Here is a 26,259-nt window from a genome sequence, read left to right as displayed (position 1 = left end):
CGATGAAACAGAGCACTCGATTTCGACACGAATCGCTTCAGGATAGCGAATCGATCAAACGCCTTTTGAACGCTTTGGTCGAGGGCGTCAACAAGGGGAAATTGGTCCTCGAGGACGAGGACGGCACGATGGTGATGAAACCCAAGGGGTTGGCCAATCTGAAAATATCCGCCTCTCAGGATGAGAAGAAGAATCGTTTGGATATCCGTCTGACATGGTATGAGAGCACCGATCCGGTGCGTGAAAAGGACATCAAGATCTCGACCAAGTAACGATTTGTCTGCGGCTCATCTGCGGCAGCAAGACGGCATGTGAATTGGCTCAGAAGTGCTCGCGGTCCGACGCGAAATCCGTTCGCGACTCTATTTCTGGCTATTCCCAACGGTTGATAAGTACGTCTTTTCGACGCCTGAAATTCAACGTTGATGCCAATCTTCTCGGTGTAGTTCCGGCAGCCTTTTCGGCGGCTAGCCGACTAGGGGCAGTGAAAACACCACTATCCAGTTCTCGGCAGCGGGTGCGGGTGGAAGATTCATCAAACCTTCACAGAGGAGCATTTCGGTCCGGAGGTCACACTGGACGAAGGAACGAGTGGGTGGATGTTGCCGTTGCTGAGGGTGTGACGGGGGCATCCGAAGCGGTGAACGCGCTTTCATGATAGGGGCATACCGAAGGGATTGTGAAGATTCAATGTAGTCTGGTTGGCTGACGTTGTGGAAGCCATTGGACGCATCTAAAACGACTTCATGGACAGGCAAGCATTCTTTCCTGAGAGTTGCCTGTTGTCCGGCCGATCTTCCCCGAAACATTTCCTCTGCAAGGCTGTTTTTCTGTGCGTCCACAACACTGCATGGGGCGCGCAACACAGGAATACAAATGACCATTCGATCGATTCTATTCACGTCTCTTAGCACACTTGTCTGTGTCTTAAGTCTTGGCTGTGGTTCAGCGGCCAACAAAGACTTTGTCAAATTGCAAGGCGCCGGAGCAAGCTTTCCTGCTCCGTTGTACAACAAATGGCTGAAGGAATATTCGGCGGCGCATGACGATGTCCAAATCGACTACCAGTCGGTCGGCAGTGGTCAGGGTGTGAAATCGGTGATCGACCACACCGTTGATTTTGGTGCCAGCGACGCGGCGATGAAGCCGAGTGAAATGGAACAAGTCGACGGCGGCGTGCAATTGTTGCCAATGACCGCCGGCAGCGTGGTGCTAGCGTACAACCTGGAGGGTGTTGACGGTCTAAAACTCTCGCGCGAAGCCTATGTGAACATCCTGTTGGGAAAGATCACCCAGTGGAATGATCCGGCGATTGTGGCGACCAACGACGGTGTCGAGTTGCCCGATCTTCCAATCAACGTTGTCGTTCGCTCGGATAGTAGCGGAACCACGTACGTGTTCACAAAACACTTGGCCGAAATCAATTCTGAATTCGCCGAATCGGTAGGCGTCGAGAAAGCTCCCAACTGGCCGGTCGGAACCAAATCCAAGGGCAACGAGGGTGTCACCGCCAGCATCACGACCACGCCAGGTTCGATCGGTTACATCGAGTTCGGTTATGCCAAAGGCGCGAAACTAGAAATGGCTTCGCTGGAGAACAAAGCCGGGAACTTTATCAAACCCTCCATTGAATCGGCGCAGTCCGCAATGGCTGCCGTGCAAATGCCGGACGACTTGATCGCCTGGTTACCGGATCCTGAAGGCGACGAAGCGTACCCGATTGTCACATACACGTGGATCATCTGTTACCGATCCTACAGCGATGCGAAAAAAGTCGAGGCGCTCAAGGCGATGCTGAACTACTGCCTGACCGACGGGCAAGCATCGAGTGAACAACTCGGGTACATCCCCTTGCCAGCCACCGTTGTGGAAAAAGTCAAAGCCGCTCTCGACAACATCACCGTTTCCGAGCCCGGACCCGCTGCCTAGTTTTCACTGTCAGCCTCACCCTAGCTCGGACATTCGTGCGTCGATGGACTTAGACACCTCTTCCGAAATTTCCCGACCGCCGTCCACGTTTCAACGTGTCAGCGACAGGGGATTTCGCATCCTGAGCCTAGGGTTTGCCTGGCTGACGATTTTGGTCGTGCTGTACATCATCTGGGAGATCGGCAGCAAGTCGACTCCCGCGATGAAGACGTATGGCGCCGGGTTTCTAACCGGAACCACCTGGGATCCCAACACCGGCGAATTCGGTATTCTGCCGGAGATCTGGGGGACGCTCTACAGCTCCATTTTGGCATTGACGATTGGCACCGTGTTTGGTGTCGCAGTCGCTATCTTTTTGACCGAAGGCTACTTGGGCACGGTCGTTTACAACACGCTGCGTCTGTGTCATTTGCAACAGCACCGACTGTTCAGCAAGGCTCCCACGGCATGTGAAACGTTGCTCAAAAACTTGGTGGAATTGCTGGCAGCGATTCCCAGTGTCGTGTATGGGTTGTGGGGAATCTTTGTCGTGATCCCAATGATTCGGCCGACGTGCAATTGGCTGCACGAAAGTTTCAGTTGGATACCGTTTTTGGGGACCCCGCTTAGCGGTCCAGGCATGTTGCCCGCGGCATTGGTCTTGGCGGTCATGATCCTGCCAACGATTGCGGCAATCAGCCGTGACGCCTTGGTATCGGTTCCGCCGAAATTGCGTGAGGCGTCATATGGATTGGGCGCGACCCGCTGGGAAACATTGTTGGCGGTGATTTTGCCAACCGCCGCAGGTGGCATTTTTGGCGCGGTGGTGTTGGCGTTCGGACGTGCCTTAGGCGAAACCATGGCGTTGGCCATGTTGGTCGGCAATGCCAATCGCATCAGCGTTTCATTGTTCGCACCCGGCAATACATTGGCGTCGCTGCTGGCAAACAATTTTGCGGAAGCCGGCGGTGATGAAAACAAAGTCGCGGTGTTGATGTTTGCGGGTTTGGTACTGATGGCCATCACATTGGTGGTCAATATGATCGGCGCATTGATCCTGCAGCGTGCGACTCGTGGATTAAAGGGGCTGAACTGATGCCAGAACTGATAGATGCTCCCGCACCGAGTCAATCTGCTGGATCGGATCAGCCAAACCTGAATGCGTTGGAACGATCGCTGCGCAAGCCAAGAACGTTTTTCAGTGTGCTGCTCAGCATTCTGGCAACGCTGCTAACGATCATTGCTTTGGTGCCGTTGTTCTCTGTGATTTTTATGCTTTTCTACCGTGGCGGTTCCAATCTGGTTGCTTCCAATTTTTGGAACCTGCCGCCAGCTCCGTTCGGCGAAGGCGGTGGATTTGGCAACGCGTTGGTGGGCACGTTGGTGATGGTCGGGATCGCCAGTTTGATCAGTGTTCCCTTTGGGATTCTGGCGGCGGTCTTTTTGGCCGAATTGGGTCCGTTCAGCCGAACGGCAAATGTCGTGCGTTTCTGTGCGAAATTATTGAGCGGATTTCCTTCGATTCTGGCAGGTGTGTTTGCCTACAGTGCTGTGGTGCTGGTCACAGGTGGATTCTCGGCGTGGGCAGGCGGCATCGCGTTATCGATTCTGATGCTGCCGATTGTGATACTGACAGCCGAAGAAGCAATTCGAATGGTGCCCAGCAAGATGCGTGAGGCATCGATCGGCATGGGCGCCACACATACACAAACGGTCCTGCGGATTCTGTTGCCAACAGCGATGCCCAGTATTTTGACAGGCGTGATGCTGGCGATTGCCAGAGCGGCCGGTGAAACGGCTCCGTTGCTGTTCACGGCGCTGTTCAGCAACTATTGGATTGTGACCAACAATCAACTCGATCTTAACCAGCCGACTGCCTCGATGGCGGTGCTGATCTACAACTTTTCCGGTGTCCCTTTCGAAAACCAGGTGCAGCTTTGCTGGTCCGCTTCATTGGTGCTGGTGCTGATGGTACTAGTTGTCAATTTGGTGGGCAAAAGCCTTTCTAGCCGTGCACCCCAACGGTGAATGAAACCAATGATTAATGTTCAACCTAACCTGGCCATGGACAACGGCCCCAATAACCCCAAGGATTCGGAAACCGTCATTCAATGTGACCTGAAAGAACTGCACTACGGTGCGTTCAAAGCGGTCCGCGACACGCGGATTCCGATTCGCAAGGGCGAGGTGACTGCGTTCATTGGGCCATCGGGATGCGGCAAAAGCACGGTGCTGCGCTGTTTGAATCGAATGAACGATTTGATTCGCGGATTTCGCTTTGACGGCAATGTGCATTTCCGCGGTCGCGACATTTATCATCCAGGTGTCGACCCGGTTGCTGTGCGACGCTACATCGGCATGGTGTTCCAACAGCCCAATCCGTTTGCGATGAGCATCTACAAAAACATCACCTACGGTTTGCGGATCAACGGCTATCGAGGCGACTATGACGAGATCGTTGAAAAGGCATTGCGTGGCGCGGCGTTGTGGGATGAAGTGAAAGACAAGCTGCGTCAGAGCGGGTTGTCGCTTTCCGGTGGTCAGCAACAACGACTTTGCATCGCTCGGGCGATTGCTGTTGAACCGGAGGTCTTACTAATGGACGAACCCTGTTCGGCATTGGATCCGATTGCAACGCGCAAAGTCGAGGATTTAATGTCTGAACTGAAAGAGAAGTACACGATCGCAATCGTGACGCACAACATGCAACAGGCTCAGCGCGTCGCCGATCGGACCGCGTTCATGTACGTCGACACCACGCAAGGCGGACGCACGGGGTATTTGGTCGAGATGGGGGAAACAGGCCAAATCTTTGAAGACCCTACTGAACAGCACACACGAGACTACATCAGCGGTCAATTCAGCTAACGCACGGTCTCGACGACAAATCCGTTGGCCTGGTCCTGGGATTGATCGGGATAGCCAGAAACCACAATGATGCGTTCTCCGGAAGCAGCAATCCCCAAGTCTTTTGCCAGGTCACCGGCCTTGCGCAATAGTTCTGGGGTATCCAGTGGTGCGTCGACGTGCCGTGAAATCACGCCGTGTAGTAATGCCATCCGTCGAGCCGTGGCGGCATGCGAGGTAAAGGCCAAGATCGGGGTGTCAATCCAATTCTTGGAAATCACGCGCGCGGTCGTTCCGCTAATGGAGTACACCGCGACGGCAGCGATTTCCTGCATTTTCAACAAGTGCCGAATCGAATAAGCCAGTGCGGCTGTGTTCGGTGGTTGACCAAATCCCACCCGCACCGGTCGATCGGTGACCTCCAAATAAGCCTCCGCGGCAATCAAGATGTCTTGTGCGGTGGACAGTGGTTGGAGCACTTCCTGTTCAGCGAACGTATCGGCGGCTAAAACGACTCCGTCGGCATGGTCGAATACAATGTTGGCCAAATCGAAGACATCGGCCTGAGCATCGCGAGGCGCGACCGCTAAATGCTGCAGTGAATCACGCTCCACCAGACACGGTTTTGCCGCTGTTTGGCAATGACGCGAAACGGTTTTCTGCGCGATCGGAGAATCACTCGGTGGCAGGGATCGCAGCCCTTCCAAGGTGATCATCACCGCATCTGCGGCTGCGGTGATTCCTTCGATGTTCTCAAAGCAACTCGCTGAATCCAGTTTGGCAATGATGTCGATATCACGAGCCCCATTCTGACGGGATCCGGCAAATAATTCTCGCAACCCCATGATGCCACCTCCGCCCGAACTGGCCGACACGGCAATCATTTCGACCGCTGGTGAATCTTGCTGTGCAGCCAACTGCTCTGCCATCTTGCCGCTGGGCAGATCAAGAATGAATGCGATCGGGCGTCCAGCATCGGTTTCGAATTCTCGCACCGTCGCTGACATCAACTGCCATTGATCAATCTGTTTATCGCTATAGGTCATCATCACGGCATCTGCGCCGGCGTCGAGCCAATGTTTCAGACGCACCGGTTCAACGATTGATTCGCGAAGATTGATACAGAGTTTGGTTTGGGTTTGCATTTCAAAAACCTGGAGAAGACAAGTCCTGATCACTGTAGCGTCCCAGCGACAATTGCGGCAGTCAGGGTACGGCCAGTCGCTCCAACACAGGCACCCGAAAACTCGCAATGATCACTCAATCTTCACGCGGTGTTCATCGACCCGGGCCGACGGTTTGACACCGGCGGATGAAGTCGGCAAAACCGGTTCCAAACGACGTTGACCCGTCGGGGCGGGGCGAGACAATGGTTTCCTGCGAAGGCCCGTCCGGTCTTTTCCATCGATTGCCCATCACGTCAGATACACCAAAAGTCATGCCCGAACAAATCAGTGATATTGAGCGATTGCGAGAAGAGTTGTTGGACTCTTTGGACGAAGAGTTTGAGAATGAAATTGATGAGGTGCATGAAGACCGTGAGCGTACCGATGGCAGCCAACACGGTCGACTGCCGCGGAAAACGTATTACTCGGAATTGTTGCGACTACAGCGCGAGCTAATCGAATTGCAAGATTGGGTGGTCGCGACGAAATCGAAAATTGCAGTGCTGTTCGAAGGACGTGACGCAGCCGGGAAAGGGGGCGCGATCAAGCGGATCACGCAACGATTGAATCCACGGGTTTGTCGCGTCGTTGCACTTCCTGCACCCACCGAGCGTGAACAGACACAGTGGTATTTTCAACGCTACCTCGCTCACCTGCCGGCCGGTGGTGAAATCGTGTTGTTTGATCGCAGCTGGTACAACCGTGCGGGCGTCGAACACGTCATGGGTTTCTGCAACGACCAACAATACGAACAGTTCTTTCGTGACGTTCCAGAGCTCGAACGCATGCTGGTGCGATCAGGTATCCATTTGATCAAGTACTGGTTTTCGATCACCGACGAAGAGCAGCAGTTTCGGTTTCAGTGCCGCATCGAAGACCCGTTGAAGCAGTGGAAACTGAGCCCGATGGATTTAGAATCACGCCGACGTTGGGAAGAGTACACGGTGGCAAAGGAACGGATGTTTGAACGTACCAATATCCCCGAAGCGCCGTGGTGGGTCGTCGAAGGCGTCGAGAAAAAACGTGCGCGGCTGAACTGCATTAACCATTTGCTCAACCAGATTCCCTACAAACCTGTGGAACACGACCCGATTGAATTGCCACCACGCCAGCGGAGCGAGGAATACCAACGCAAAACGTTACCCAAAGAGGTCTTTGTGCCCAACGTGTATTGAACGATGGCGGTTGTTTCAACGCAGAGAACCATTTCGCCGGGCACCGAGCTGTCTGGAACTTGCGTTGATTCAGCCACGCCGTCGGATTCTGTCTGGCAAAGCGACGATCGGTTCCAGTCCACCTATGTCAGAATGTCTTTGACAACATGGGCTTCTTCGACACCGGTTAGTTTTTGGTCCAGACCACGAAACGGGAACGTCAACTTGTTGTGATCGATCCCCAGTTGATGCAAGATCGTTGCGTTGAAGTCACGGACGTGCACCGGGTTTTCAACGATGTTGTAACTGAACTCATCGGTTTGTCCGTAGCTGATGCCACCTTGGATTCCGCCCCCGGCCATCCACACGCTGAAACTTCTAGGATGATGATCACGACCATATTGGGTCGGCGTCAGTTTGCCTTGGCAGTACGTTGTACGGCCGAATTCGCCGCCGAAAACAACCAACGTGTCATCTAACAATCCACGTTGCTTTAGATCTTGCAGTAAACCAGCCGATGCTTGATCGACGTCGTAAGCTTGCCCACGCAGTTTTTTAGGTAATCCGACGTGGTGGTCCCAGCCACGATGAAAGAGTTGAATGAATCTGACACCCCGTTCGGCCATCCGCCGGGCTAATAAACAGTTGCGGGCAAATGAGCCGCTCTTTTGAACCTCCGGACCGTACAGATCAAGGACCTGTTGCGGTTCGTCGCTTAGATCCGTCAGTTCCGGCACCGAACTCTGCATGCGAAACGCCATTTCCTGCTGCGCAATCGTGGTGCGGATTTCGGGGTCACCGATCTCGTTCAAGTGGTCTCGATTCAATTCGCTGACCAGGTCCAGCATCGTCTTGCGACTGCGGGTGGTCACGCCAGTTGGATTGGACAGAAACAGCACCGGGTCACCGGACGGCTGGAACGAAACGCCCTGATGTTTGGACGGCAGGAAACCGGAACCCCACAATCGGCTGTAGAGGGCTTGGACGTTGCCGGTGCCGCCGGTCCAAAACGCCGAATTCATCACCACGAAATCCGGCAAGTTTTCGTTCATCCGGCCGAGCCCATAACTCAGCCATGCGCCCAGACTGGCCTTGCCAGGGATTTGTGATCCGGTGCAAAACAATGTTTTGGCGGGGTCGTGGTTGATCGCGTCGGTGTGTAACGATTTGATGATGCATAAATCGTCGGCCATCCCAGACAAGTGAGGCAACAATTCACTCATCATCAACCCGCTCTGGCCCTGGCGGGAAAATTTGAACATCGAGGGGGCAACCAGTTGGGCTTTGCCTTTGGTCATCGCTGTCACGCGTTGCCCGTTGCTGACGCTAGGCGGCAGGGGTTTGTTGAATTGGTTGACCAGGTCGGGCTTGTCATCGAAGAGGTCCAGCTGGCTGGGCGCACCGGCCATGAATAAAAAAATCACTCGCTTTGCTTTGGGCGGAAAGTGAGCGATTTGATTTGCCGCCTGGGACTGTGTCTGCGACAGCACCGATGCCAGCGCAGTGGTTCCCAGTCCCATCGAACAACGCTGCAGGAATTGACGTCGACCGGCGGGCGCAGGCGAATGGATCGAAGTCGATGGATCGGCAGAATTCATAGGTCTATTCACGAGTTTTGGTTTCGTCCAAATTCAGTAGCGAGTGGACTAGCATTGTCAGTGATGCCAGTTCGATTCGCTGGTCTGAATCATAGGTGTGGTCTTCGCCGGACCGCCGGTTGGCCGCGATCATCTGGTCTGCGGCGTCCACGTCATCCCGATAGACCGCGCGAAAGTGATCGAGTGCGACGGTGCACCGATTTAACACGGATTCGCTAGGCTGGTGCGATGTGATCGTTTCGTAGGCGATTTCGATTCGGCGACGGTCCTCCAAATCGGCCCGCTGCAAAAGATCGTTGGCTAAATGCAAGGCTGCATGAAAGTACTCTTGTTCATTCATTAACACCAACGCCTGCAACGGCGTATTGGTCCGTTCACGCCGCGCCGTACAACTCTCTCGCGTCGGTGCATCAAAGATCGTCATTTGTGGAGGCGGCAAACCGCGTTTCCAGAACGAGTACACGCTGCGACGATAGATTTGGCTGCCCTGATCGGGTTCAAAGATGCGTGGATAGGAACTGGGCATTGCCACGATCTTCCACAGTCCTTCTGGTTGCGGCGGTTTAACACTTTTGCCGTACAACTCTGGATTCAGCAGTCCGCTGGTTGCCAGTACTTGATCACGTATGACTTCGCCATCAAGACGGTAGCGTGAACCACGACCGAGCATGCGGTTGGTCGGATCGCTGACAAACTGTTCGCGATTCGCCTTGGACGATTGGGCGTAGGTTTCGGACAGTACGATCGATCGGATCAATGCTTTGACGTCCCAACCCGAACGAATGAATTGCAACGTCAGGTGGTCCAGCAGTTCGGGGTGGCTAGGCGATCCGCCCTGGGCGCCAAAGTCCTCGGAGGTCTGCACCAGTCCGACGCCAAAGACTTGCTGCCAGAACCGGTTGACCGCAACACGCGCGGTCAAAGGATTCGTTGGCGCCACCAACCAACGCGCCAAATCCATCCGTGTTTTAACGCCGTCGCCTGGACCGTCAATCACGTCATCAAGCGGCGGCAGAAAACCGGGGGTGTCGCGCTGAACCACGTCGCCGGGTTGGTCATAATTTCCGCGGATCAAGAGATGGGCCGGACGGACTTCATCGCGTTCCTTCATCACCAAGGTTGCCGGAATGGACTCGATGAGCGCATCGCGCCGGGCACGAACTTTTTCGATCGACTTGGCAACTTGCTCGGATCGTTCGCCGTCTTTGAGTTTGGCATCGGACTGCAGTGTCTGGTGCTCGGCGGTCAACCGATCCAATTCGACGTCGATTGCGGCTAATTGTTTCTCCTGTTCCTCCGATGGCAATTCCAGATAGGGCGGCTGCAAGCCTCGTTTGAAATCCAATCCATTGCGGCCACCGGTTTCCGGGCCTCCGTCAAAGTTATTGAAGAACGCGTACATTTGATAGAAGTCGCGTTGCGTGATCGGATCGTATTTGTGGTCGTGGCAAACCGCACATTCCAATGTCAGACCCAGGAACGCGGTGCCGACGGACGAGACTCGGTCGACGACATTGCGATTAAAACTTTCTTCCGGCAACGCGGTGCCGCGATCAATGATCAGGTGCAGGCGGTTGAATCCCGATGCGATTTGTTGCTCGATGCTAGGGTCGTCATACAGGTCGCCGGCAATTTGCCACATCACGAACTGGTCGAATGGCAAATTTTCGTTGAATGAGCGAATCACCCAGTCGCGATAGGGAGTCATCTCGCGATAGTGATCGTGGTGCAATCCGTTGGTGTCGGCGAATCGCACCAGATCCAACCAGTAGCGCGCCATGTGTTCGCCGAATTGGGGTTTGGCCAATAATCGTTCGACCAAATTCTCGTAGGCCTCCAGTGATTCGTCATGCACAAACGCATGGACCTCGTCCGTTGTCGGTGGCAATCCGGTCAAATCCAATGACAGGCGGCGAATCAAGGTCCGCTTGTCGGCTGATGGTTGATGTGGCAACCGCTGCTGTTGCAGTTTGTCCAACACGAATCGATCGATGGCGTGTCGGTTCCAGGTGTTGTCATCAACCGTGGGAACCGGATGTTCGCGTGGCGGTACAAACGACCAATGTTGTTCGTATTCTGCTCCCTGCTCGATCCACCGTTGCAACTGGGTGACCTGCTGATCGGACAGAGGTTTGTTTAGTTCAACCGGCGGCATCACCATGTCAGGGTCATCACTGGAAATCCGGTCCAGCACCTCGTCTAAATCCACCTCGTCAGGGATGTCCAGACGCACCCCCGCCTTGCGGTCTTCACCGTCAGGTCCATGGCATTGAAAGCAGTGATTGGACAGAATCGGCCGAATCGTCTGGTTGAACGAGACCGATTGCTCGGCGGATTCGGTTGCCCCTGCATACCCACCGAAAAACACCGATGCAGTGGTAATCCATCCGGCAACGATCAGGTGATGGAGTGAGATTCGAAAGGCACGGATTCTGGTCACGTTTTTCTGTCTTGGAATGGAGATCATTTCGTTGTCGCGTCCGGCCAGCGGATCAACGGTTTGCCGTTGGCATCACACAGTTGAAGCCGGCGAATGGTTGCTCGACCGGGCCCGTCGCTGACGTCCAGTCGGAGTTTGGCCAATGGTTTATCGGTCGTTAAATCAACGGCATAGGAGTTCCATTGCTGATTCGATTTTACCGCAAATGGAATTCGGTTGCCTTGCGGAAGTGAAGCCTGGAGCGACGTCGTGAAATACATTTCGCCGTTTCCGACGGCATCGCTGTTGAGTTCGAACGACAGTTGATAGGGTCCCGGCGGCAATGTGGTGGGCAAGCGGTCAAAGGCCAGCCCCGGGTCGTCACCACTGAATGTCAGATTCAACTGATCGCCCTGGATGATCAATCGTGTGTTCTTTCGAGCACGAATCGCGTTGGCTCGGCCGCGCGCGGCGGCCTTTGATTTCTTGACATTGCCGTTTCCATTGACACCATCGACAGGGTCTTTGGAGAAATCAGTCCATTCGGGATGCCGGTGTGTTCCCACATCGCTGTCCACAGCGGCATAAGAACCTGGAGCGGCGTGCAGGACTTGATCGGCCATCGTTGTCCAAGTGTCGACCATCGCTGCGGTCCGCTCGGGGTGATCGGCCGCAAGGTTTTGACGTTCGGTGCGGTCGTTGGCAATGTTGTACAGTTCCCACGGCCCGCTGCGAAAACTAACGGCTTTCCAATCGCCATCGCGCAGTCCACGATCCGCAGCAAACAGAAAATGAATCGGCTGTTCCCGTTGGAGCACCTCGCCATTGAACAGGGGCTGTAGTGAGATGCCAGAAACCGGCCGTAGATCACGGTCGGCAAAGGTCGTCGGAACCGTCGAACCGGTGACGGCGGCCAGTGTGGGCATCACGTCAATCAAATGGGCAGGCTGTCGCAGGATACTTCCCGCCGCAACCGAAATTCCCGCGGGCCAGTGCACGATCGCCGGCGTACAGGCACCGCCTTCGAATTGGTTTTGTTTGTAGTAGCGGAATGGGCTATTGCGGGCCCAAGCCCAACCGGTGGAATCGCTCCACGAGACAGTGCCATCCGTTGGCAGCGAATCAAGATTGTTGCTGCGACGATCGTAGGGGCAGGCTCCGTTATCAGACACAAACCAAATCAATGTGTTGTCCAGTTCTCCGTTGCGTTGCAAATCATCGACCAGTCTGCCGATTTCTTGATCCACGCGATCAATCATCCCTGCCAGTGCCGTCATTCGTTTTCGTTCGAAACGCTTGCGATTCTCTGTCAACGAATCCCAAGCGGGAACGTGATCCGGGCGCTCGCTGGCGGTCGTCGATTTCGGTAACAGCCCGAGCTGTTGCTGCCGGCTGAGACGCTTCTGGCGCATCACATCCCAGCCAGCGTCATAGCGTCCCTCATATTTAGCGTAGTCTGATGGCAATGCCTGCAGGGGAGCATGAGGCGCGTTGAAGGCGACATACAGATGCCAAGGTTGCCCGCTTTGTCGGGCTTGGTTCAAAAACTGCAAGCCGAAATTGACGTCGGCGACGGTGGTGTAAAAGCCGTCGTCGGGAACCGTCCAGGGTTGGCCATTGAGCCGAAACGACTTGTCGCCCTTGAAATAGTTGCAGGCTCCGCTGAGGTGTCCAAAGTAACGATCAAAACCGAATTCTGTCGGCTGGCCTTTCAGATGCCACTTGCCGCTCATTGCAGTGAAGTAACCGCCGCCGCGCAACACTTCTGCACTGGTCACCGCGTGGGTCAAAGCAACATCGCCAGCCGCGATACAGTACTGACCGGTCAGCAAACAGACGCGAGACGAGTGGCATTTGGCGGTATTGTAAAATTGTGAAAACCGCAATCCGCCACCGGCCAGTTGATCCAAGTGTGGCGTTTCGATTTCACTGCCGTAGCAACCGATATCGGAAAAACCTAAATCGTCGACCATGATGATCAACACGTTCGGTCGCTCGGCAGCCCGGCCGGGCGCAGGCAATCCAAGGACCAGAATCAACGCCGATAGAATCCAGAAACCGTTACGCATCAGTTTGCCTTGAGAGCGAAGGTCGATTGGGGGAACAATCCGGCCAATTGGTCTTTCCGTCGAGGCGCTATTGGCTGTGACCTATTGTACGCTCAGCTCTTTGACGGCATCGACCAGCGCGATTGCGTTTTCAACCGGGGTTTCTTTGAACACGCCGTGACCCAAATTGAAGATGTGACCGTTTTGGCCACGGACGCTGTTGAGCAGTTCCGCGGTACGGGAGCGAATCACTTGGGGATCGGCCAATAGCACTGCCGGATCCAAGTTTCCTTGCACACTTTTTTCGCGTCCGATTCGATCCCATGCCGTGGCAATCGGGATCCGCCAATCGACACCGACCACCGTGCGTTGATCGCCTCGCAGCAATGGCAACAGTTCCGGATTTCCGGTGGCAAAGTTGATCACCGGAACGCCGGGTGCGATCCCGGCAATGATTTGGTTCATCCACGGCAAGATAAATTCGCTGTATTCGATCGGCGACAAACACCCGGCCCAACTGTCGAACAGCTGAACACACTGCGCACCGGCGGCGATTTGATGGTTCAAGTAGACCGTGATCGCTTCGGACAACGTGCTCATCAATTCGTTCCAGGCCCCGGCATCGCTGTACATCAAACGTTTGGTGTTGGTGTACACCCGACTGCCGCCGCCTTCGATTGCATAACTAGCGAGCGTGAACGGCGATCCGGCGAATCCGATCAGCGGGATCTCGGCCGGCAAATCGGCACGCGTTTGACTGACGGTTTCGTAAACAAATCCCAGTGCCTGCGGATCCTCCAGTCGCTTCATCCGAGAAAGGTCAGCATGCGATCGGATCGGATTGTGAATCACTGGCCCGTCACCGGCGACAAACTCCAGATCAAATCCCAGCGGCTGAAGCAATGGCAGCAGATCGGAAAAGATGATTGCGGCATCGACGCCCAATCGATCCACCGCCGTGCACATCACCTCGCTGCAGAGCGCCGGGTTGGCACACAGTTCCAAAAATGATTGCTTCGCACGCACCTCCCGATACTCGCTCATGTAGCGGCCGGCTTGACGCATCAACCACACCGGCGTCCGCTCGGTGGGTTCGCCGCGACAGGCCTTCATAAACAAGCTGTCTTCCGAGGGATGCTTGTCGCCGGCATCGATCGCGTCGGTGGCCACCGAGATGGATTGGCGAATCGACACCTCGCTTTCCTTCATTCGCTGCTTTGATTCGACCAGTTGCAGCGCTCGCTTCGCCGATTCCACCACCAGATGACCCATTTTAGGGTGTGACGGTTCCAGGTCAGCTTGCAAATCGCATTCAGTCAGCATCTGCGTGGTGGTTGGGCCGATCGACGCAATCACGGTGGTCCGCAGACCGCTGCGCAACTGGTTTGTGATGCCCAACTGTTCGGCCATCCGCATCATGTTGACGATTTGATGGGCGCTGGTCACCAGCAGCATGTCGCGTTTGCCGTCGGCGATGGCCTGGACGTTGGCGCGTAACGGGGCGGTGTCCTCGGGGAAATCCCAACCGTAGACGCGGACCGGGACGACGGTTGCGCCGCGAGCTTCCAAACCGGCGACTAGCGATGCGTTGGCAACGCCATACTCCTGCAGCCCGATGACTTGGTTGGCGATTGAGATTTTTTCGGCATCGATGTATTGCAAAATCTCGCGCCAGGTATTTGGTTCGCCGATTTTGTGCGTCGGCTGGACGCCAAATTCACGCAGCGCCGCGACCGGTTTGGGACCGCGACAGATGGTCGTGATGTCGGACAGAGAGTTCAGGAAACGCTTGGTGTCCAAGTGTTTTTCGATTGATCGCATCAGGAATCGAAACCCAACACCCGTCATCACGATCACAAAGTTGACTTCGCCGGTCATCACGCGATAGGCAAAATCGATCGCCGGACGGTTCGGTTCAATCGGCACTTCGCGCATCGACGGGCTGACGTGGGCGGTGCCGCCATGCCGCTCGATCATCCGCAACATGTCATCGGCACGGCGGCTTTCCAAAGAAGCAATCTGAAGGCCGGCAAAATCAGCGACGTCGGACATGATCGGATGGGGTTGCGAGAGGGGGGGTAGAAGTTCTGGATTTCAACTCGATCGCGGCATTGTAGGCGTTTTGGCGACCGTTACGATTACCGGTTGACGAAGCCGACAATGTTCTTCCCTCTTTCTGGCCCCAGTTCAAGCGATGCCTCGCAGCCCCATTCGTGCCCCCAAGCCCTCCTTGGACCTAAGTGGTCACCTGCTCATTTTCCGCAGCCCGATCGAATCTCCGCAGGCTGGCGATCCCGATCCGGTCCCTGAAACGCTGACCAGCGAATCATTGTTCCAAAATCAGTTGCCGCTGGAAATCGAAGTCGGCAGCGGAAAAGGCTTGTTTTTGACCAGCGAATCGGCACGCAATCCGGATCACAACTATTTGGGCATCGAAATCATTCACAAATACGCCAAGCATTCCGCGGCGCGGTTGGCGAGAGCCGGCAGGACGAATGCCAAAATGGTTTCCGGAAACGCCGAACCACTGTTCAGCAACCATGTTCCGGCGGGATCATTGGAAGCGGTGCATGTGTATTTTCCGGATCCCTGGTGGAAAAAACGTCATCGTAAACGCCGGGTCGTGAACCAGCGCAGCATCCAGAACTTTTTGACCGCTTTGCGACCGGGGGGGCGGTTTCATTTTTGGACCGATGTGTTGGACTATTTCGAATCGACGATCGAATTGATCGCCGAAATTGCACCGGAATTTGGGGTGCCGATCCCGGAAGAAAAACAGCTGTCCACGCACGATCTGGACTACCGCACCCACTTCGAACGCCGCAGCCGAAAAAATCAGATTCCGGTCTATCGCGTTCGCTACGAAAAAAAGTGACCGCGGGAGCGGGGGGAACTGGCGGAAAGAGGAGTCCGGAAGTCTCAGCGCGGAACGCTCGACGCCTGCACTTTTGCGTGGTGCATTGGTTTTTGGTAACCCGAAGCGTCAGCGAGGGATCCCGTTAACACCCAAAATCCCTCGCTCACGCGTCGGTTACCATAAAAGCGCAACTTCAAAACTCACGCGTCGCGCTTGCGATAAAAGCCCCATTTCAAAACGATCGGTCCCCCAGCCAGACGATTATCGCCGGTCCATTGAGACGCTAGATTAGTGTTTCATTCCCCTGGCCCAGTCAGCCCTTCAAGGAACAACGCCACGCATGTCGGATATTGTCGTCCCGGATTCGATCGTCACGCCCACCCGTCCCTTTGTTCACCTGCACTGCCACAGCCACTACAGCTTGCTGGACGGGGCTGGGGATATCAAACGATTGGTCGGCCGAGCGGTCGACCACGGAATGAATGCGCTTGCATTGACCGATCACGGCAACCTGCACGGGGCGTTGGAATTCTACCGTGCGGCCAAAGACGCCGGGATCAATCCGATCATCGGTTACGAAGCCTACATCGCACCGGGCAGCCGATTCGACAAAGGCGGCGCCGGGCGCAGCAAAGACGCCAGCTACCATCTGACCCTGCTGGCAAAAAATCGGACTGGATTTAAAAATCTGATCAAACTGGCCAGCGCTGCGTCACTGGAAGGGTTCTATTTCAAACCGCGTATCGACAAAGAAATCTTAGAGACCTTTAACGAAGGCATCGTTTGTTTGTCGGGTTGTGTCAGCAGCGAGTTCAGTCGCACGGTGCTGCAGGGCTGCGACACTCAAGATGTCGAAAAACAGGCGATGGAGATCGCCGGTTGGTTCCACAATGTGTTTGGCGACCGTTATTTCATCGAAGTGATGAATAACGACTTGGAAATCCAGCGGATGCAGTTGGAGGGCGCCGTCAACATCGCCAACAAGATGGGGTTGCCGCTGGTCACGACCAGTGATTGCCACTACGTCGACCCGGAAGACGCTGAAGCACAAGACATCATGCTGTGCATCAACACCGGTCGTTTTCGGACCGATACGTCGCGGATGAAAATGGAGAACGACCAGTTCTTCTTGCGTAGCCCCGACCAGATGTATGAAAAGTTTCCCGGCATGGAAGACGCCGTTGCGCGCAGCCAGGAAATCGCCGACACCGTCGACATCGATTTAGAACTGGGCAAGTACTACTTTCCAAAATTCGAATGCCCGGAACAGAAAAAGCCGATCGACTACCTGCGCGAGCTGTGTATCGAAGGCCTGTTGGAACGCTACGAAGGCGACGACGAGCGGATCATCGACGGCAAGCTGTCCGACGAAGTCATTTCCAGGCTTGATCGTGAACTGGGTGTCATCGAAACACTCAATTACCCGACCTACTTTTTGATCGTCTGGGACTTTGTGATTCATGCCCGAGCGAAAGGCATTTCGGCAACGGCACGGGGCAGCGGCGTCGGGGCGATCGTCTGCTATGCGCTGTATATGTCACACGTCTGCCCGCTGCGCTACGATTTGCTGTTCGAACGGTTTCTCGATGAAAGCCGAACCGAACCGCCGGATATCGACATCGACTTTGAAAAAGAACGTCGAGTCGAGGTCATTGAGTACGTCAAGGAACGCTACGGCAGCGACAACGTCTGCCAAATCGGAACGTTCGGAACCTTGGCCGCCCGGGCTGCGATCAAAGACACCGGTCGGGCGCTGGGGATTCCCTTGGCACGGGTCAATCAGATCACCGAAATGGTGCCTGATGAGCTGAAGATCACCATCAAAAAGTCGCTCGAAAAGAGCGCCGATTTGAAACAGACCTACGACGGCGACCCGGAGATCCGCGAGTTGCTCAATCTGGCGATGAAGATCGAAGGTTTGGCGCGGAACGTCGGCACCCACGCCGCGGCGGTTGTGATTGCCGACAAACCACTGTCGGAATACGTTCCGCTGACGCGTGTGCCCGGCAAGCAGGAAGTCATCACGCAGTGGTCGATGAATGACGTCGAAGCCAGCGGTTTGTTGAAGATGGATTTTCTGGGGCTGCGCAACCTGACGATGCTCAGTCGTTCGGTGCAGTTGATCAAACAGACCACCGGAAAGACCGTCGACCCGCTGAAGTTCCCGCTGGACGATAAAGCCACCTACGCGCTGTTGCAACGCGGCGAAACCAAAGGGGTCTTTCAACTGGAATCGGGTGGTATTCGCGATCTATTGACGCGAATGAAACCCGACAGTTTTCACGACATCATCGCGACCGCCGCGCTGTATCGCCCAGGGCCGCTCGAGGGCGGAATGGTCGATGACTATGTGAACATTAAACATGGTCGACAGCAGCCGGAATACAAACACCCGGTGCTCAAAGACATCCTGGAAGAAACCAACAGTGTGATGGTTTACCAGGAACAGGTGATGCGGATTCTGAACCGCTTGGGCGGTGTGCCGCTGGCCAAGGCATACACCTGTATTAAAGCGATCAGTAAAAAGAAAGAATCGCTGATCAACCAGAACCAGGAAGTGTTTCTAAAAGGTGCCGTCGAAAATGGGCTGGGGCAAAAAGACGCCGAGGACATTTGGAACCTGATCGTCAAATTTGCCGGTTATGGTTTCAATAAATCTCACTCCACCGCCTATGCACTGGTCGCCTTTCAAACCGCGTATTTGAAAGCACATTATCCGGTTGAGTTCATGGCGTCACTGCTGTCGAGTGACATCGATGGGCGAAACTTTAAACGCAAGGATGCGCTAGTCGAACACATGGAAGATTGTGATCGCATGGGCATCGAAGTGCTGCCGGCCTGTGTGAACACGTCGGAAGCCGATTTTAGTGTCGCCGATGGCAAGATCCCGTTTGCAATGTCGGCCATCAAATCCTGCGGCGGGTCCACCGCCATTTCGATCCAGAAAGAACGCCAGGCCAACGGGCCGTTCAAAGACATCTTTGATTTCTGTGAACGTGTTGATCCACAAGCCTGTAACAAATCGTCGATTGAAACGTTGATCAAAGCGGGTGCAATGGATTGTTTTGGCGCCAAACGCAGCCAGCTGGTTGCCGTGATCGAAAAAGCGATGCAAGCCGGAGCGGCGATTCAAGCCGACAAAAAGAGCGGACAGGCCAGCCTGTTTGGCGCGTTCGAAGACGAAGAAGAAGCAGCCGGCGGCAAACCGTCGGCCGTGTTGCCCGACATGGATGAATGGCCCGAACGTGAAAAATTGGGCTATGAAAAAGAGGTGCTGGGCTATTACTTGGATTCACATCCGCTGGCCGAATTCGAACCCAAACTGGCCACGTTTCGTACCCACACCACCGACTCGTTGGCCGATATTAAGGACCGCGGCGAAGTGATCTTGGGCGGCATGCTCAGCTCGATCAAAATTGCCCACACCAAGAATCCTAAACCGGGCCAACCGTCCAAGTACGCCAACTTTGATTTGGAAGACATGCAGGGCGCGATTCGCTGCATCCTGTGGCCACGCGGGTTTGCCGACCATGGCGAAAAAGTGCAACCGGATGCTGTTGTCTTGGCCAAAGGCAAAATCGACCGCCGCGGCGGGGGTGACGAAGCGAACCTGATCATTGATGAACTGATTCCGTTGACGGAACTGGACAACCGCTACACCCACGGCATGCGAATCCGGTTAAACGAATCCGAACATGATCACCAAACGATCATTCGATTAAAAGAAATTCTTCGCGGTTACCCTGGCAACCAAGAACTTTTGTTCAGCATGCAATTGGACGCAGGCGAACTTGTCCACTTGAAGGCAGATAAATTCAAAGTCCATGTCTCGGTGGAAATGCGTGATCGTATTGACGATCTGCTGGGTACAGGCAACTATCGTTTGATGATGAGTAAACCGCGGTAACCGTCTCTCGCAACGCCCTCGTTCGAAACAAGCCTAGCCTACATGATCCGTTCACTGATTTCTCGCGTTTTGGTGATGACTGTTGTGGTTGTCATCGCTGATGGTCAACTGACATTCGCCCAGTCCGATGTCGCGATCGAATCTGCCGCCAGTGAACCTGCGGTTGCCCAGCACGGTCCGGACGATTCCGTCAACGACACATCGCAACCGGTTCAGTCGCCGCCGATTCAAGATGCGCTGACGCCAACCGAGATCAACGATTTTCAGTCGCTCGCTGAGTTCGCGCGGCAACAAGCGAAGAATGCGTTCACACCCTCCATTCCGCCGGTCAAAGTTCTTGCCGATTTAGATTACGACCAATTTCGCAAGATCCAATTCATTCATCAACGTGCCAAGTGGGATGATGGAAAATCGCCGTTCTGGTTGGAGATGTTTCATCGTGGATTTGTCCAGCGCGACCGGGTGGAAATGTTCTCGATCGAACAGGGGAAATCAAAACCGTTTCCGTTTTTAAAACAAGATTTTCAATATCCCGATTCGATCAAAGCGGACCAAATTCCCGACGATTCTGGATACGCCGGTCTGCGAGTGGTAGGACGATTTCCGGGCAATCATGATGCCCAAGAAATGTTGACCTTTGTCGGATCCAGTTACTTTCGTGCGCGTAGCGCCGAAACCATTTATGGATCCTCCGCACGTGGACTGGCAATCAACATTGCGTTGAACCAGGATGAAGAATTTCCTCTGTTTCGTCGCATCTGGGTCATCAAACCCGGTGAGGACGATCGCCAATTGATGTTGTTGGCGCACCTCGATAGCCCGTCGGTCAGCGGCGCGTACCAGTTCACGCTACAGCCCGGCAGCGCCGAAACGGTGGTTACCGTGAACGCCAAAGTGTTTCTGCGCGAACAGGCCGATGCGACTGAACCAGCGATCGAAAAAATTGGCATCGCGCCGCTGACCAGCATGTGGATTTGGGGTGATGGGTTGAAGGGTCCGCCACAAGACAAACGGCCTGGGGTGCATGATTCCGACGGGTTATTGGTTCACAGCGGCGAAGACGGATGGATCTGGCGTCCCTACAGTCGGCTGCCCTATCCGTCGACCTCGTTTCGCAAAGTCCGCGCGCTGTTGGGGTTTGGTGTTCTGCAGCGTAACCGTGCATTCTTTCACTACGACGATTACAACGCCAAGTACCACATGCGACCGAGTATTTGGGTGACACCGCACACGCCCTGGCAAGACGGTCGCGTGGAATTGTTGGAGATTCCCGGGGCACACGAAGGCATCGACAATATCGCAGCCTACTGGGTTCCCGATCAGATGCCGGCGCCCGGCCAGCCACTGGAGCTCAATTATGACCTGGCGTTTTTCCCCGGTGATATCGGCGCGGAGAACTACGTTGGCCGTTCGACCAATTTTTATGTCGATCGCAATCCGGTTGCCGATCGTATCGGATTGACGATTCGTTTTTCTGGATTGGCACTGCGTCAATTGCCGGTCGACCGCGCGGTGAACATCGTCACATCGATTGCTGGCGCCGATCTGCTGCACAGCGAATCCACGCGAACCGAGACAGGGGACTACATTGTAGATGTCACCTTTCGTGCAACCAGTGAGTCCCCGGTCGATCTCGCGGTCAAGCTGCAAGACGGGGAGCGTGCGTTGACAGAATTGTTCACGTATCTGTGTCCCGTCGCGGAACCTGAATTCAATTATCCAAGTGTATACACACGACAGGAGTGATTTTCCTGTCACCCGGAGTCGCCGATGCCGAATTTGACACTGCGAAATTGTTTTATCGCAATCGTCCTCCTGCTGATGGGCGGCTTCACGATTCCGGCGCCCGGTCAAGATCCCGATTCCGCTGCCCCACCAACCGAGCAAGGCGTGGATCATAAACACACCAATCGGCTGATCAACCAGACCAGTCCCTATCTGTTACAGCACGCCCACAATCCGGTGGACTGGTACTCATGGGGGCCTGAGGCGTTTGCGGCCGCCAAGGCGGAGAACAAGCCGATCTTTCTGTCGGTCGGCTATTCGACCTGCTATTGGTGTCATGTCATGGAACGCGAATCGTTCGAGCGTGACGATGTCGCCGCGATCATCAACCAGCATTACATCGCCATCAAAGTCGACCGCGAGGAACGGCCCGAGGTTGATCAGCAGTACATGATGGCGACTCAGTTAGTCACCCAGCGCGGTGGCTGGCCGAACTCCGTCTGGTTGACGCCCGATGGAAAAGCCTGGATGGCGGGCACCTATTTTCCGCGTGAACAATTTAAACAGGCACTTTTGACACTAGCCGACGTCTGGGAAACCCGCCGCGATGAAGTCGACCGCCAAGCGGCTGCGATCACCGCGGCGATTGAGCGCCGTGGCAACGCCGTGGCAGCCACCAAACCCATTTCTCAATTGCTGATCGATCAAGCCGTCCAAGCCAGTCGCAACCATTTCGATCCACAGCATGGCGGATTCGGCGGTGCGCCAAAATTCCCGCCACACGATCAGCTGGCTCTGTTGATCGATCAGTATCGTCGACAACCCGACGAATCATTGGGCGCGATAATCGAAAAGACTTTGACCGAGATGAGTCGCGGTGGGGTCTATGATCAAATCGGAGGCGGCTTTCATCGCTATTCAACCGATGATCATTGGTTGTTGCCGCACTTCGAAAAGATGCTGTACGACAACGCTCAACTGATGCGGTCGTACACCGACGGTTTTTTGATCAGCCAGAACGAAGCGCACAAAACCACCATCGCCGGTGTGTTTGACTGGTTGTCACGCGAAATGACTTCGCCACAAGGCGGGTTCTATTCTGCGGTCGATTCGGAAAGTGATGCCGAGGAAGGCAAATTCTACGTTTGGACATTGGCCGAAATCATTGCCGCACTGGGTGAATCGGAGGGCAAACGTTTTGCGAACGTTTACCAAGTCAGCGATGTGGGGAATTTTCACGAGGAATCCACTGGCAAGCTAACGGGCAACAACGTCCTGCACCGCAACGGGTCCATCGCCGACTATGCCAACGAACATGAACTCGACGCGGTCGAGTTACGACAACAGCTTGCCGACCAGCGCGAGAAACTGCTGCAGGTCCGGCAGCAACGAGAGTACCCCCACCTGGATGATAAAGTTTTGGCGGCTTGGAATGGGTTAATGATCGAGGGCCTGGCCTATGCCGGGCGCCAGTTGGACCAGCCGCAATACACCGCCGCGGCGCAAAAGGCCGCCGACTTTATCCTGGATGAAATGGTTATCGATGGAAAATTGCAACGCACCTATCGATCCGGCAAAGCCTCGCTGGACGGCTATTTGACCGACTATGCGTTTGTCATTTCCGGATTGATTCAGCTGTATCGGGCGACCGAGCAGAAACGCTATCTGGATGCCGCCCAATCGCTGGGCGACACCGCGATCAAACTTTTTCAAGACGATCAGAACGGCGGTTTCTTTTTCACCGAAGCACCCCAGCCAAATGACATCTCAGAATTCTTGATTCGCACCAAGAATCTCGCCGGTGGTGGCAATCTTCCCAGCGGCAACGGTGTGATGGCACAGGCACTGTTGCAACTCACGGAATTGACCGCTGAAGCCGAATACGCTGATGCCGCCCGCCGGGCGGTGACGGGATTGTCTGGTTCGCTGTGGCAATCCGCGGGCCAGCCAGACCATCTGTTGATTGCGGCCGCAATGATTTTGGCGGATCCACAGCCATCAACCCCACCGCGCAAGTCGGGTTTTCGCACCGCCCAACTGAAGGGTGCAGTGTCGGTATCCGAATCAAAGTTGCGTCCCGGCCAGAGTTTTGAACTGACCGTCACGTTGGACATTCAACCCGGATGGCATTTGTACGCTGCCAACCCGGGGATCGATTTCATTCAACCGACCCGATTGCGTTTCGCCGATCAAAACGCTGCCGACGTCAAACGGATCATTGCCCCCAAAGGCGCACAGAAGCAAGATCCTGTCTTTGATCAATCGCTGGCAATTCTTCAGGGCCAAGTCAAGTTCAACGTCCAGCTGGAAATTCCCGAGGATGCGTCCCCCGGCAAGGCGTCGTTGGCATTGACCGTCGACGTACAAGCCTGCGACGACACGCAATGCGCCCGCCCCCAGTCTCATCCGTTAGAAATCGAGATCGAAATCATCTCGGCGAAGACTCCATAGACGCTTTGCGAGTTGCCAACGGAATCGAATGCTGGAGACATCGATGATCAATCCCTATCGGTCGCCATCGACGATGGATTCGAGCCCGGACCGACCGCTACCGGACGAGCGAGTGTCGATTTGTCGCGCAGCGGTTGTGGCGATCTATTCGTTCAGCGTTCTCTGTGTGCTGATCGCTGGATCGAGCCCAAGGTACATGTCGATTGCGTTGGGGTTGGCGCTGTTGACTGCTGCACCAGCGGCGATGTGGGCCTACCTTGATTCGGATTTGCGACACCACAAAATACGCGCCCGTGAGATTTTGTTGATCGCGACGATTTGGCCGATCGGATTGCTGGTCTATCTTCGTCGCACGCGAGACCACGGCACAACATTGTGGCTAAAACATTGCGGCTGGATTGGAATTGCTTGTATCCTATTCGTGACGATCGGATTCTTGCTGATCATGGTTCTTGTGATTGCGATACTCCATTTTATGCCGTCCGCTGAATTCACTGGCCCCGGTTGAGATAGTTGAAGCTGTGATTGCCCTTCCTTTTTTTCTGAGCCCGACGATGAACTTTCGCTACGCTGCGTTGGCAGTGATGTTGGTTTTGCTGGTTGGCGATTGCCAAAGCAGTGCGGCCGAACGTCCCAATGTGCTGTTGATCTGCGTTGATGATTTGAAACCGACACTGGGCTGTTACGGTGACAGCAACGCAATCACGCCACACATCGATGCATTGGCCGCCAGTGGTCTGCGACTGGACAGTGCCTATTGCAACCAAGCGGTCTGTTCGCCCAGTCGAAATTCGCTAATGACTGGTCTGCGGCCGCAAACGATCGGAGTTTACGACCTGGGGACCCATTTCCGATTGGCGGCGCCCGACGTGGTCACGGTTAGTGAGAATTTCAAACGCCATGGCTACCACGCGGCGGGTCTAGGCAAGATCTATCACACCGGACATGGCAACAAAGACGATGCGCGCTCGTGGAGCGAGCCGTCGTGGCGCTCCAAGGCTCGCCAGTACTTGGACCCCAAGAATGTGGCTGCGATCAAACCGGATAACAAAGGCAAACGGCGTGGTCCGGCGACCGAGTCCGCGGTGGTCGATGACGCAGCGTATGGCGATGGCCAGACGGCCAATGAGGCGATCGCAAGATTGGACGCCTTCAAAAAACAGCCTGATCAACCGTTCTTCCTGGCCGTCGGATTTGTCAAACCGCACCTGCCCTTTGTCGCTCCCAAGCGTTACTGGGACTTGTACGATCCGAGCAAGCTGCCGATGCCGAAAGTGACCAAGGCACCGGAGGGGGCGCCGGACTATGCCAAGACCAGTGGCGGCGAATTGCGTAATTACAGTGACATCGACAATGGCAAAATTGATCGTGCGACGACACGTCATTTGATCCACGGCTATTATGCCGCAACCAGCTACATCGATGCCCAGATCGGCCGCGTGCTGGAGGAACTGGATCGCTTGCAATTGAGCGATAACACGGTGGTTGTGCTGTGGGGTGATCACGGGTGGCACTTGGGCGATCACGGAATGTGGTGCAAGCACACCAATTACGAACAAGCCGCGCGAATTCCGCTTCTGATCCGGGCCCCCGGCGGTGTGGCAAACCAGTCCAGCGCTGCGATGGTGGAGACGGTGGATCTGTATCCCACGCTGTGTCAACTTGCCGGGTTGCCGTTCCCGATGGAGGTCGACGGCCAGAGTTTTGCCGACGTGGTTCTGGGCAAGTCCGACCAGGCACGCCCCTATGTCACCCATGTGTATCCGCGTGGGGGCCGGCTCGGTCGTGCCATTCGTGATCCGCGATACCGCATGGTCCAGTGGAAACTTCAGGGCCAGCCGAACGACACCGCAGACATCGAATTGTATGACTACCAAACCGATCCACTGGAAACCAAGAACCTGGCATCATCCGAGCCCGAGGTCGTTGCGGCAATGCTCGCGTTGCTGGACACGCACCCCAAACCGAAACGGCAGTGGAAGCCAAAGCAAAACTGATCCAGATCACACGGCCAACCCCTGGCCCTTTGCCGATCCAAGTTGATCGGGGATGATGTGTCGGACAGGCAATTCGATTGCCAGGTGGTGCGGCGGTGAAGCGGGGCAGTCTGGTGCGGCCGGGGCAAAATGTCCCGATCGATGCCCAGTGCGTCATCCAGGCCAGGCATTGGGGTTGGCCG

17 protein-coding genes are annotated in these 26,259 nt (G+C 55.1%); 12 read left to right on the top strand and 5 right to left on the bottom strand.

The genetic code is table 11. The features are described 5' to 3' along the window. Nucleotides 1-2: 2 nt before the first annotated feature. From NHH03_RS10605 to pstB, 5 genes are all read left to right on the top strand, one after another. Nucleotides 3-272: an amphi-Trp domain-containing protein gene (locus tag NHH03_RS10605; RefSeq protein WP_253155932.1), complete on the top strand. Its 270-nt coding sequence runs from the start codon at nt 3-5 to the stop codon at nt 270-272. 604 nt (nt 273-876) lie between these two features. After that, a complete protein-coding gene (gene pstS / locus NHH03_RS10600; protein WP_253155931.1) occupies nt 877-1,929 on the top strand; it encodes a phosphate ABC transporter substrate-binding protein PstS in 1,053 nt (350 codons plus the stop codon). A 43-nt stretch (nt 1,930-1,972) separates the two neighbouring features. Continuing rightward, complete coding sequence (gene pstC, locus NHH03_RS10595) at nt 1,973-3,004, top strand: phosphate ABC transporter permease subunit PstC (RefSeq protein WP_253155930.1); 1,032 nt, start codon at nt 1,973-1,975, stop codon at nt 3,002-3,004. Next, nucleotides 3,004-3,936 carry a phosphate ABC transporter permease PstA gene (gene pstA, locus NHH03_RS10590; RefSeq protein WP_253155929.1) on the top strand — a complete coding sequence of 311 codons (933 nt, stop codon included), beginning with the start codon at nt 3,004-3,006 and terminating at the stop codon, nt 3,934-3,936. Before pstC ends, pstA begins: the two co-directional genes overlap by 1 nt. Nucleotides 3,937-3,945: 9 nt before the next feature. Next, the gene (gene pstB, locus NHH03_RS10585; protein WP_315861445.1) at nt 3,946-4,776 is read left to right on the top strand and encodes a phosphate ABC transporter ATP-binding protein PstB; all 831 of its coding nucleotides are present in this window, start codon (nt 3,946-3,948) and stop codon (nt 4,774-4,776) included. Here pstB and NHH03_RS10580 read toward each other — a convergent pair. After that, a complete protein-coding gene (locus NHH03_RS10580) occupies nt 4,773-5,900 on the bottom strand; it encodes a pyruvate kinase (RefSeq protein WP_253155928.1) in 1,128 nt (375 codons plus the stop codon). The two genes, pstB and NHH03_RS10580, sit on opposite strands and share 4 nt — an antisense overlap. A gap of 293 nt (nt 5,901-6,193) precedes the next feature. On the opposite strand from NHH03_RS10580, the gene ppk2 reads away from it, so the two are divergent. Next, nucleotides 6,194-7,096 (top strand): polyphosphate kinase 2, encoded by a 903-nt coding sequence (gene ppk2, locus NHH03_RS10575; protein WP_253155927.1) that lies wholly within the window; start codon nt 6,194-6,196, stop codon nt 7,094-7,096. 122 nt (nt 7,097-7,218) lie between these two features. Here the strand turns inward: ppk2 and NHH03_RS10570 are convergent, their stop codons facing one another. The 4 genes from NHH03_RS10570 to hemE all read right to left on the bottom strand — a co-directional run bounded on the left by NHH03_RS10570 (nt 7,219) and on the right by hemE (nt 15,192). After that, complete coding sequence (locus tag NHH03_RS10570) at nt 7,219-8,673, bottom strand: DUF1501 domain-containing protein (RefSeq protein ID WP_253155926.1); 1,455 nt, start codon at nt 8,671-8,673, stop codon at nt 7,219-7,221. Between the two features lie 4 nt (nt 8,674-8,677). After that, entirely contained in the window at nt 8,678-11,113 is a 2,436-nt protein-coding gene (locus NHH03_RS10565) for a PSD1 and planctomycete cytochrome C domain-containing protein (RefSeq protein ID WP_253155925.1), read from the bottom strand. Nucleotides 11,114-11,136: 23 nt separating this feature from the next. Continuing rightward, complete coding sequence (locus NHH03_RS10560) at nt 11,137-13,065, bottom strand: arylsulfatase (protein ID WP_253155971.1); 1,929 nt, start codon at nt 13,063-13,065, stop codon at nt 11,137-11,139. A gap of 177 nt (nt 13,066-13,242) precedes the next feature. Further along, on the bottom strand, nt 13,243-15,192 hold the full coding sequence (hemE, locus tag NHH03_RS10555) for a uroporphyrinogen decarboxylase (RefSeq protein WP_253155924.1): 1,950 nt from the start codon (nt 15,190-15,192) through the stop codon (nt 13,243-13,245). 142 nt (nt 15,193-15,334) lie between these two features. Between hemE and trmB the strand changes: the two genes are divergently transcribed. The 6 genes from trmB (at nt 15,335) to NHH03_RS10525 (ending at nt 26,077) form a co-directional block, all read left to right on the top strand. Further along, nucleotides 15,335-16,015, top strand: a complete 681-nt coding sequence (gene trmB / locus NHH03_RS10550; RefSeq protein WP_253155923.1) for a tRNA (guanosine(46)-N7)-methyltransferase TrmB — start codon at nt 15,335-15,337, stop codon at nt 16,013-16,015. A 322-nt stretch (nt 16,016-16,337) separates the two neighbouring features. Then, nucleotides 16,338-19,904, top strand: coding sequence for a DNA polymerase III subunit alpha (gene dnaE / locus NHH03_RS10545; protein WP_253155922.1), 3,567 nt, complete (start codon nt 16,338-16,340; stop codon nt 19,902-19,904). Nucleotides 19,905-19,946: 42 nt separating this feature from the next. Next, complete coding sequence (locus tag NHH03_RS10540; protein WP_253155921.1) at nt 19,947-21,650, top strand: glucan biosynthesis protein; 1,704 nt, start codon at nt 19,947-19,949, stop codon at nt 21,648-21,650. A gap of 24 nt (nt 21,651-21,674) precedes the next feature. Then, nucleotides 21,675-24,080, top strand: coding sequence for a DUF255 domain-containing protein (locus tag NHH03_RS10535; RefSeq protein ID WP_253155920.1), 2,406 nt, complete (start codon nt 21,675-21,677; stop codon nt 24,078-24,080). Between the two features lie 28 nt (nt 24,081-24,108). Beyond that, the gene (locus NHH03_RS10530) at nt 24,109-24,588 is read left to right on the top strand and encodes a hypothetical protein (protein WP_253155919.1); all 480 of its coding nucleotides are present in this window, start codon (nt 24,109-24,111) and stop codon (nt 24,586-24,588) included. Nucleotides 24,589-24,634: 46 nt separating this feature from the next. Next, entirely contained in the window at nt 24,635-26,077 is a 1,443-nt protein-coding gene (locus NHH03_RS10525; RefSeq protein WP_253155918.1) for a sulfatase, read from the top strand. Nucleotides 26,078-26,259 lie beyond the last annotated feature (182 nt).

It is taken from the genome of Stieleria tagensis (genome assembly GCF_024129865.1).
Taxonomy (GTDB): Bacteria; Planctomycetota; Planctomycetia; order Pirellulales; family Pirellulaceae; genus Stieleria; species Stieleria tagensis.
The sequence above is the reverse complement of the archived record's forward strand: the minus strand, read 5'-3'. Positions and strand labels throughout refer to the sequence as shown.

Coding starts and splice junctions, on each gene's coding strand:
- NHH03_RS10605 (WP_253155932.1), top strand. CDS start 3: ATGAAACAGAGCACTCGATTTCGACACGAATCGCTTCAGGATAGCGAA.
- NHH03_RS10525 (WP_253155918.1), top strand. CDS start 24,635: ATGAACTTTCGCTACGCTGCGTTGGCAGTGATGTTGGTTTTGCTGGTT.
- NHH03_RS10540 (WP_253155921.1), top strand. CDS start 19,947: ATGATCCGTTCACTGATTTCTCGCGTTTTGGTGATGACTGTTGTGGTT.
- hemE (WP_253155924.1), bottom strand. CDS start 15,192: ATGTCCGACGTCGCTGATTTTGCCGGCCTTCAGATTGCTTCTTTGGAA.
- trmB (WP_253155923.1), top strand. CDS start 15,335: ATGCCTCGCAGCCCCATTCGTGCCCCCAAGCCCTCCTTGGACCTAAGT.
- NHH03_RS10580 (WP_253155928.1), bottom strand. CDS start 5,900: ATGCAAACCCAAACCAAACTCTGTATCAATCTTCGCGAATCAATCGTT.
- ppk2 (WP_253155927.1), top strand. CDS start 6,194: ATGCCCGAACAAATCAGTGATATTGAGCGATTGCGAGAAGAGTTGTTG.
- NHH03_RS10530 (WP_253155919.1), top strand. CDS start 24,109: ATGCTGGAGACATCGATGATCAATCCCTATCGGTCGCCATCGACGATG.
- pstS (WP_253155931.1), top strand. CDS start 877: ATGACCATTCGATCGATTCTATTCACGTCTCTTAGCACACTTGTCTGT.
- dnaE (WP_253155922.1), top strand. CDS start 16,338: ATGTCGGATATTGTCGTCCCGGATTCGATCGTCACGCCCACCCGTCCC.
- NHH03_RS10560 (WP_253155971.1), bottom strand. CDS start 13,065: ATGGTCGACGATTTAGGTTTTTCCGATATCGGTTGCTACGGCAGTGAA.
- pstB (WP_315861445.1), top strand. CDS start 3,946: ATGATTAATGTTCAACCTAACCTGGCCATGGACAACGGCCCCAATAAC.
- pstC (WP_253155930.1), top strand. CDS start 1,973: ATGGACTTAGACACCTCTTCCGAAATTTCCCGACCGCCGTCCACGTTT.
- NHH03_RS10570 (WP_253155926.1), bottom strand. CDS start 8,673: ATGAATTCTGCCGATCCATCGACTTCGATCCATTCGCCTGCGCCCGCC.
- NHH03_RS10535 (WP_253155920.1), top strand. CDS start 21,675: ATGCCGAATTTGACACTGCGAAATTGTTTTATCGCAATCGTCCTCCTG.
- pstA (WP_253155929.1), top strand. CDS start 3,004: ATGCCAGAACTGATAGATGCTCCCGCACCGAGTCAATCTGCTGGATCG.